This is a genomic window from Streptomyces spongiae (assembly GCF_009377185.1).
GTDB classification, from domain to species: Bacteria; Actinomycetota; Actinomycetes; order Streptomycetales; family Streptomycetaceae; genus Streptomyces; species Streptomyces spongiae.
Genome location: NZ_VJZC01000475.1, coordinates 1 through 7,875 on the forward strand (window position 1 = coordinate 1; position 7,875 = coordinate 7,875).

Sequence of the window (7,875 nt, forward strand, 5' to 3'; positions counted from 1 at the left end):
AGGCTTTGTGCCCCGGGCCACCGCCCTTGAGAAGACCCGAACGAACCCGAACGAACCCGAACGATCAGTCGCCGCTCGTCGGCTGCGTCAGGTCGTAGAAGGTGGAGTTGCCCACCGTGACCTCCTTGAAGTTCTCCTGGACCCAGGAGCTGATCTGCGAGGATGTGCCGTTGCTGCTGCCTCCCATACCGCCTCCGCTGCCGCTGGAGATGAAGTAGTGGATCTTGCCGTCCTCCACGTACTTCTTGAACTCGGCCAGCGTCGGGGACGGGTCGGTGCCGTTGAAGCCGCCGATCGCCATCACCGGCTCGCCGGTGGAGAGCTGGTAGCTCGCGGCGTTCTGGGCGCCGATGGCCGCAGCGGCCCAGGTGTAGTCGCTCGCGTTCTTCTCCAGGAGTTCCTTGGCCTCGGAGCTGACGGACGCGCCGTTGAGCAGACCGCCCACACCGCCACCGCCGCCCATGCCGCCGCCGTCGCCGGTCTGACCGCCGGGGCCGCCCTGCTGGTTCTGGGTGGAGCCGTTGCCGTTCTGCTGCCCCTGGCCCTGCTGGTTCTGGCCGCCGCCGGGGAAGCCGCCGCCGTTGCCGCCGGTCGGGGGCTGGCCCATCTGACCGTTCTGACCGCCCTGCTGACCGTTCTGCTGACCCTGACCCTGTTGACCCTGCTGGTTCTGGCCGCCCGGGAAGCCTCCGCCCCCACCGGGGCCGCCACCCATGCCGCCACCGCCACCGCCACCGGGACCACCGCGACCGCCCGCGACCGCCGGACCGGCCGTGACGATCGAACCGGTGTGGCCCTCGTTCAGCGTGGTGAGCGTGTAGGCCGTCGGACCGGCCAGCGCCGCGACGAAGCTCAGGCCCAGGACACCCATGGTCAACCGGCGACCGAGCTTGTTGACGAAGACCAGGCCCAGCGCGGCGACGAGACCGCCGACGAGCACGAGCCACTTCAGCCAGGGCAGGTAGTCGGAGGAGCGGTTGAGGAGGACGTACCCCCACACCGCGGTCGCCGTCATCGCGCCCGCCAGCGTCAGCGACACCCATGCCTTACCGCGCTCCTCCCACAAGACCGCCGCGCCCATACCGATCAGCGGCGCGATGTAGGGAGCGAGGGCCACGGTGTAGTACTCGTGGAAGATGCCCTGCATGAAGCTGAAGACCACCATGGTGATCAGCAGCGAGCCACCCCAGAGGAGGAAGGCGGACCGGGCGGTGTCGGTGCGCTTGGCCTTCCGCGTCATCCACAGGGCCGCCACCAGCATGATCAGCGCGGCCGGGATCAGCCAGGAGATCTGGCCGCCGATGCTGGAGCTGAACATCCGGTCCCAGCCGGTCTCGCCCCAGTTGCCACCGCCGCCGCCACCGCCGCCTCCGACGCTGCCGGTCTCCTCGCCGTTGATGCGGCCGAGGCCGTTGTAACCGAAGGTCAGCTCCAGGAAGGAATTGTTCTGTGAGCCGCCGATGTAGGGGCGGGAGGACGCCGGCCACAGCTCGACGATCGCGACCCACCAGCCGCCCGCGACCACCATCGCGAGCCCGGCGAGCAGCACCTGGCCGACGCGCTTCTTCCAACCGGCCGGCGCGAAGACCACGTACACCAGCGCGAGGACCGGCAGGATCAGGAAGGCCTGGAGGGTCTTGACCAGGAAGGCGAGGCCGATGGCGACACCGGCCCACACCAGCCACTTCGTCTGGGCCTTCTCCATGGCGCGCTGCGTGCAGTAGACCGCGGCGGCCATCAGCAGCGCGAGGGCCGCGTCCGGGTTGTTGAAGCGGAACATCAGGGCGGCGACGGGCGTCAGCGCGAAGACCGCCATGGTGAGGAAACCGGCCGCGGCGCCGAACCGGCGGCGGACGGACGCCCACAGCACAGCGGCGGTGGTGACGGCCATCAGGACCTGCGGGAACAGGATCGCGAAGGAGTTGAGACCGAAGACCCGCACCGACAGGGCCATCGGCCACAGCGAGGCCGGGGGCTTGTCGACCGTGATGGCGTTGGCCGAGTCGAGGGAGCCGAAGAAGAAGGCCTTCCAGGACTGGCTGCCCGCCTGAACGGCCGCCGAGTAGAAGGAGTTGGCGTACCCGGAGGCCGCGAGGTTCCAGGTGTAGAGGCCGCCGATCACCAGCAGCGTGAGGAGGAACGCCGGGCGCACCCAGCGGTGGTCCTCGGGCCGGCCACGCCACAGGCGGCGCGCGAAGGGCTCCTTGGGCTGGCCGGCGTCGGGAGCGGTCGGGGTACGAGGGGCCTCAGGAACCACCGGCTCCTGAACCGCCGTTCTGGTGGGCGGCCCCCAGGCCGGCGCGGCGGGACTCACCCCCTGCTGGGGTGTCGTGTCGTACTGCGTGGTCATCGCGCGTTCCTCGAATCGTGATCGTGCGGGCGCACCGGCTGCAGCTGGATGGTCGCGTCCGCCCAGGTGCGGTCCGCGGCGTCACCGGCGCGGAACTGGGATGTGGAGTAAGGGGTGGTGACGTACGGCGAGGCAGTCGGCGCCGAGGCCGACGTGGAGGCCGTCCCGTACGTCGGCGAGGACGGGTTGTGGGAGGCGACCACGGTGGAGGCCGCCGGGGCATCGTCACGCCGGTCGGGAAACACCCAGGCCCGGAAGAGCAGGAACCGCAGCACCGTCGCCGCGAGGTTGGCGGCGATGAGGACCGCCAGTTCCGTGGAGTGCGAGGGGCTGCTCGTCGCCGCGTTCAGGGCGGCGAGCGAGCCGCTGGTGAGGGCGAGCCCGATGCCGAACACCACCAGGCCCTGGGCCTGGTGCCGCACCGCATGGTCCCGGCCGCGTACACCGAAGGTCAGGCGCCGGTTGGCCGCGGTGTTGGCCATCGCCGAGACGAGCAGGGCGAGCGCGTTGGCGAACTGCGAGCCCATGAACGGACGGAAGCCGCTGTAGAGCAGCAGGTAGAAGAGCGTCGACAAGCCGCCCACCACGCAGAACCCGACGAGCTGGCGGGCGAGACCGCGCGGCACGTCCTGGATCTCGCGGTCGCGGGGGTCGTCCCCGAAGGGCCGGGCGAGCCGGTCCAACGGCAGCGAGCCGGTGGCCAGGGCCCTCCCCACCCGCCACACCCCCTTGAGGTCGTCGGTCGCGGTCTTCACGATGTGCACCGTCGAGTCCGGGTCGTCGACCCAGTCGACCGGCACCTCGTGTATACGAAGGCCCGCGCGCTCGGCGAGGACCAGCATCTCGGTGTCGAAGAACCAGCCCGTGTCCTCCACCAGCGGCAGCAGGATCTGGGCGACGTCACGGCGTATGGCCTTGAAGCCGCACTGGGCGTCCGAGAAACGGGCCTGCAGCGAGCCTCGGAGGATCAGGTTGTACGCGCGGCTGATGAACTCCCGCTTGTGGCCGCGCACCACCCTGCTGCTGCGGCTGAGCCGGGAGCCGATCGCCAGGTCGGAGTGACCCGAGATCAGCGGCGCCACCAGCGGCAGCAGCGCGTTGAGGTCGGTGGACAGGTCCACGTCCATGTAGGCGAGGACCGGCGCGTCGGACGCGGACCACACCGTCCGCAGGGCCCGCCCGCGCCCCTTCTGCTCCAGCCGGAAGGACATGACCTCCGGGAGCTCCGCCTCCAGCCGCGCGGCCACCTGCGGGGTGGTGTCCGTCGACGCGTTGTCCGCGATCGTGATGCGGAACGCGTACGGGAACGTGCGCGCCAGGTGCTCGTGCAGTCTGCGGACGCACGGCTGGAGGTCCTTCTCCTCGTTGTAGACGGGGATCACTACGTCCAGGACAGGCGTACCGGCGTCGCCGGCCGGGAGGTGCTCCCGCGCCGGCAGGTTGCCGGGAGAAGAGTCGGTTCGCATGCGAACGACTCTCGTCAAGCGCCCTGTTCTACCCATGTGGTGGTGCTGTGCTGTGCCTGTGAGTCCGATTGCCAGTTCGTTGCCTGGTCAAGCGAAGGCAACGGCCGGGCAAGGGCGGGCAGGTGAACCGTGAAAATGGTCCGCCCGGGCACACTGTCGACGGTCACGGCACCGCCGTGCGCGTCCGCGACGGCCTGCACGATGGCGAGGCCCAGACCGGTCGATCCGGAGGAACGCGAGCGCGACGAGTCGCCGCGCGCGAACCGTTCGAAGACGTGCGGCAGCAGATCCTGCGGGATGCCCTGCCCGTCGTCCTCGACGTCCACACACATCCACGGCCCGCGCCGCTGCACGCGCGCGGTGACCGTCGTACCGGGTGGTGTGTGCGTACGGGCGTTCGCGAGCAGGTTGACGAGGACCTGCTGCAGGCGTGCGGCGTCGGCCGACACGAGCGCGGGCTCGTCGGGCAGGTCGAGGCGCCAGTTGTGCTGGCGTCCGGCGGCCCGTGCGTCGCTGATGGTGTCCACGACGAGCGGGATGAGGTCGGTCTGCTCGAACTGCAACGGCCGCCCGGCGTCGAGCCGAGCGAGCAGCAGCAGATCCTCGACGAGCAACGTCATCCGCCCGGACTCGGACTCGATCCGCCCGAGCGCGTGCCGGGTGTCGGGCCCGATCTCTTCTCTTCCTCGCCTGGTCAGCTCGGCGTACCCGCGGATGGAGGCGAGCGGCGTACGCAGCTCATGACTGGCATCGGCGACGAACTGCCGCACCCGCATCTCGCTCTGCTGACGTGAGTGGAGGGCGCCGTGGACATGGTCGAGCATGCGGTTGAGGGCCGCCCCGACCTGCCCGACCTCGGTGTGCGGATCGGTCTCGGACTCGGGGACGCGCTCGTTGAGCGTCACCTCGCCGGTGTGCAGGGGGAGTTCGGAGACCCGGGTCGCGGTGTGGGCCACCTTGCGCAGGGGCCGCAGGGCGACACCGACCATGACGGCACCGGCGATACCGGCGGCCACGAGTCCGGCGCCGGTGACGCTGATCTCGACGAGGATGAGGGTGTTGATCGTGCTGCTGACCTCGTCGGTCGGCAGGGCGACGTAGTATCCGCCGACGCCGTCCCGGCTGGCGACGTACTTGACCCGGTACTCCCCGAGGCCCGGGATCTCCACGGTGTCCATGCCGGTCTTCGACGCGCCGGCGAGCGCCGCCATCTGCGCCGCGCTGAGCTCGTTGGCTTCCATGCCGTCCGAGCCGGTGGTGTCGGACGACTTGTACTTGGCGACGACGGCGTTGGCGAGCTTCCCGTCGCCGTCCACGTAGGCGGCGAGCGTGTTGAACTGCGTCGGACCCTGCGTCACGAACTTGTTCAGCTTGGTGCTCGGCGTCTCCTGGACATTCGCCGAGCCGTTGTCGGACCCCTGGTTCCCCGAACCGGGTGCCTGGCCAGGGGCGCCGACGCGGGGCTTGTCCGGGCCCAGCACGCGCCCGGCGTTCTCGTCGACCTTGTTGTTCAGCTGTTCGTTCAGCCGCTGCCCCAGCGCGATGGTCGTCACCGTGCCGATCACGGCGGCGACCACGGCGACGAGCGCCACCACGGAGACGACAAGCCGCGTCCGCAGCGTGCGCGGCTGGTTCGCTCGCCTCTGCCCCTGCGTACGCGACCGTCGTCGTCCGCTCATGACGCCGCGGGCTTGATCAGGTAGCCGGCGCCGCGCCGGGTGTGGATCATCGGCTCACGCCCGGCGTCTATCTTCCGGCGCAGGTACGAGATGTAGAGCTCGACGACGTTGGCCTGGCCACCGAAGTCGTACGACCACACGCGGTCCAGGATCTGCGCCTTGCTGAGCACACGCCGAGGGTTGCGCATCAGGAACCGCAGCAACTCGAACTCGGTGGCGGTGAGGTGGATGTTCTCCCCGGCCCGCGACACCTCGTGGCTGTCCTCGTCCAGCGTGAGGTCACCCACGACGAGCACGGAGTCGGAACGCCGGTCCGCCGCACCCGAACGCCGGATGAGCCCACGCAGCCGCGCCACGACCTCTTCGAGGCTGAACGGCTTGGTGACGTAGTCGTCGCCACCGGCGGTGAGCCCGGCGATACGGTCCTCGACCGCGTCCTTGGCGGTCAGGAAGAGAACCGGCACGTCCGGCAGCTCACGCCGCAGCCGCCCCAGAACGGCCAGGCCGTCCATGTCCGGCAGCATCATGTCGAGGACGACGGCATCGGGCCGGAACTCGCGAGCGGTCTGCACCGCCCCGTGCCCGTCACCCGCGCTGCGGATCTGCCATCCCTCGTAGCGGAGGGCCATGGACAGCAGTTCGGTGATCGACAGCTCGTCGTCCACCACAAGCACTCGGACGGGGCTCCCGTCCGGCCTCAGCAGTTCGGTGCGCCCCTGGGGCGAGGTCGTGGTCATGCTGGAACCATGGCGGCCCCCTCTGAGAGCGCCCTTTCGGCAACCTGTGATTTCCCTGAGAAACTCACAGGCGCCTCTCAGGCAACGCCTGGGAACGCCCTGCTCCGGTCCCCGTCCACGATGCGGTGTCCGTCCGCCGCCGCACCACACTGACCAGGCGTTCCACCCCGTGGGCGCGACCTCTCGGGCGGATGCTGTGTGCGACCCCGAGAACCTGTGCTTCCGCTGGGTGAGCCCGATCCCCGGACACAGCGACGCCCCACGACGCCACACCGCCCACGCCCCGGACGCCCCCTCACTGCCCGCGCCCTCCGACGACCCCTCACTGCCGCCAGCCTCCGACGACCCCTCACTGCCGGCCCGTCTCGGAAGAGTCCGCCGGACCGCCGGACCGCCGGACCGTCAGAAAAGCCCGTCCTGCACATCACCTCCACCCCTCGTCAACTCCCTTACAGGCACGGCGAGTACCTCCTGTTCCCCCTGTTCCCCCGCCTCGACCGCGACCAGTTCCCACCCCGTCATCAGCCGCGTGTCGAGGACGACGACCCCGCGCCCGGTGGCCAGATGCAGATCGGGCCCGGCGACGGCGAGCACCGTGCCGCCCACCGTCCCGCCCTCGACCAGCTCGCTCACCACCCCGTAGGCGCCCGGCAACCCGTCGAGCCCGAACACCCCGGCGTGGTCGACCGTCCGGCACGGCACTCGCTCCAACGACTCCGGCCAGCCGTCGAGCGCCACCGCCCTCGCGTGCGACTCCGCCACCTCCGCCGCCCGCTCCCCGGCCTCGGGCAACGCGGACCGTACGACGCGCTTGTCGGCGTACGCGATCCGGTCCGGCACTCCGAGCGCGGCCCGCAGGAGCTCCTCCGCCCGCCGAGCCGCCATCAGCGGTCCACGCCCCAGCCAGCTGAAGCAGACAGCCCCCTGCTCCAACAGGCGCGCGGGCCCCCGCTCGACCGCGGTGATCCCCACCTTCACCATGCCGGGCCCGAACCACGCGAGATACACGTGGTACGGCCGCGGATCGTCCGCGATGGTGTCGGCGGCGACGGAGTGTGCCCGATCCAGCCGCGCACACTCCTCACACCGCGCGCCAGTGCTCCGCCCCGACACCACGGCCCGTGTGGGACACCTGTTCCCCCGTGCTCCCACACACGTCCGTACACCCCCTGTCATCACCCCAAAGGCCACCCTCTTCCCCCGTGGCAGAGCACTCCTGCGCCCGCCTTCCCACATCAACACGGGCTCCGCGCCGACCCATCGCAGCCCCGCACATCTCCACGCCTGTGCCATCACTCACGAGACTAGGCGCTGCCACTGACAACGCGCCCTGACCTGGCGAAACACGAAATCGGGGGACTCGACCGCGATCAACCCGCGACCTCCGCGCTCCCCTCGGCCACCCCGGGAACCCTGCCCGGCGCCTCAGCAGGCACCACAACCACCGGCTCCTTCGGCCACCGCCCGGCCAGCCGACACCCCACACACCCGGGATGCCCCTCCCGCGCGGAGAGGTCACGCACCCGCATCCCCCACTGTTCCGCGGGCCGCCTCCCCGGCGGTTTGCCCCATCCGGAGAGATGCAGCACCCAGGTGACGAGCACGCTCACCCCGACGACAGCGACCCCGCCCCACAGCTCCAC

The 7,875-nt window shown here is 70.5% G+C and carries 5 protein-coding genes and 1 pseudogene; all 6 read right to left on the reverse strand.

Annotated features, from left to right (window positions below):
- Positions 1–64: 64 nt before the first annotated feature.
- Positions 65–2,350: an ArnT family glycosyltransferase gene (locus tag FNH08_RS38625; RefSeq protein ID WP_152776195.1), complete on the reverse strand. Its 2,286-nt coding sequence runs from the start codon at positions 2,348–2,350 to the stop codon at positions 65–67.
- Positions 2,347–3,816, reverse strand: a complete 1,470-nt coding sequence (locus FNH08_RS38630) for a bifunctional glycosyltransferase family 2/GtrA family protein (protein ID WP_152776196.1) — start codon at positions 3,814–3,816, stop codon at positions 2,347–2,349. The genes FNH08_RS38625 and FNH08_RS38630 overlap by 4 nt, the downstream gene beginning before the upstream one ends.
- 14 nt (positions 3,817–3,830) lie before the next feature.
- On the reverse strand, positions 3,831–5,495 hold the full coding sequence (locus FNH08_RS38635; RefSeq protein ID WP_152776197.1) for a HAMP domain-containing sensor histidine kinase: 1,665 nt from the start codon (positions 5,493–5,495) through the stop codon (positions 3,831–3,833).
- The gene (locus FNH08_RS38640; RefSeq protein WP_152776198.1) at positions 5,492–6,232 is read right to left on the reverse strand and encodes a response regulator transcription factor; all 741 of its coding nucleotides are present in this window, start codon (positions 6,230–6,232) and stop codon (positions 5,492–5,494) included. The genes FNH08_RS38635 and FNH08_RS38640 overlap by 4 nt, the downstream gene beginning before the upstream one ends.
- A gap of 402 nt (positions 6,233–6,634) precedes the next feature.
- Positions 6,635–7,525, reverse strand: coding sequence for a DUF2797 domain-containing protein (locus FNH08_RS38645; RefSeq protein WP_152776199.1), 891 nt, complete (start codon positions 7,523–7,525; stop codon positions 6,635–6,637).
- 77 nt (positions 7,526–7,602) lie between these two features.
- Positions 7,603–7,875: pseudogene (locus FNH08_RS52545) on the reverse strand (HGxxPAAW family protein); the annotation flags it as partial.